Origin of the sequence: Mesorhizobium sp. M8A.F.Ca.ET.207.01.1.1, assembly GCF_004794715.1 — a bacterium.
Classification (GTDB): domain Bacteria; phylum Pseudomonadota; class Alphaproteobacteria; order Rhizobiales; family Rhizobiaceae; genus Mesorhizobium.
In genome coordinates this window covers 1-390 of the sequence record NZ_SRUS01000167.1, presented here as the reverse complement: position 1 = coordinate 390, position 390 = coordinate 1, and the positions used below count along the sequence as shown (strand labels likewise).

Below are 390 nucleotides of genomic sequence, written 5' to 3'. Positions count from 1 at the left end.
GGCGAGACGCCTGCCACGTTCCAGCGCACCCACAACCGCCGCGACTATGCGGTGCCGCCGCCGGAGCCGACCCTGCTCGACCGGCTGACGGAGCGCGGCAGCAAGGTCATCGCGGTCGGCAAGATCGGCGATATCTTCGCCCATCGCGGAATTTCGGACGTGCGCAAGGCCTGCGGCAACATGGCGATGTTCGACAAGGCGCTCGGCGCCATGGACGATGCCGGCGAAGGTGACCTGGTCTTTGCAAACTTCGTTGATTTCGACACCGAGTTCGGCCATCGGCGCGACGTCGCCGGCTATGCCGGAGCGCTCGAAGCCTTCGACCGCCGGCTGCCGGAGGCACTCTCCCGTGTCCGGCCGGGCGACCTGCTCATGCTCACCGCCGACCAT

At 67.7% G+C, this 390-nt stretch carries 1 pseudogene; it reads left to right on the top strand.

The features are described from left to right. Positions 1 to 390: pseudogene (locus tag EN850_RS34020) on the top strand (phosphopentomutase); the annotation flags it as partial.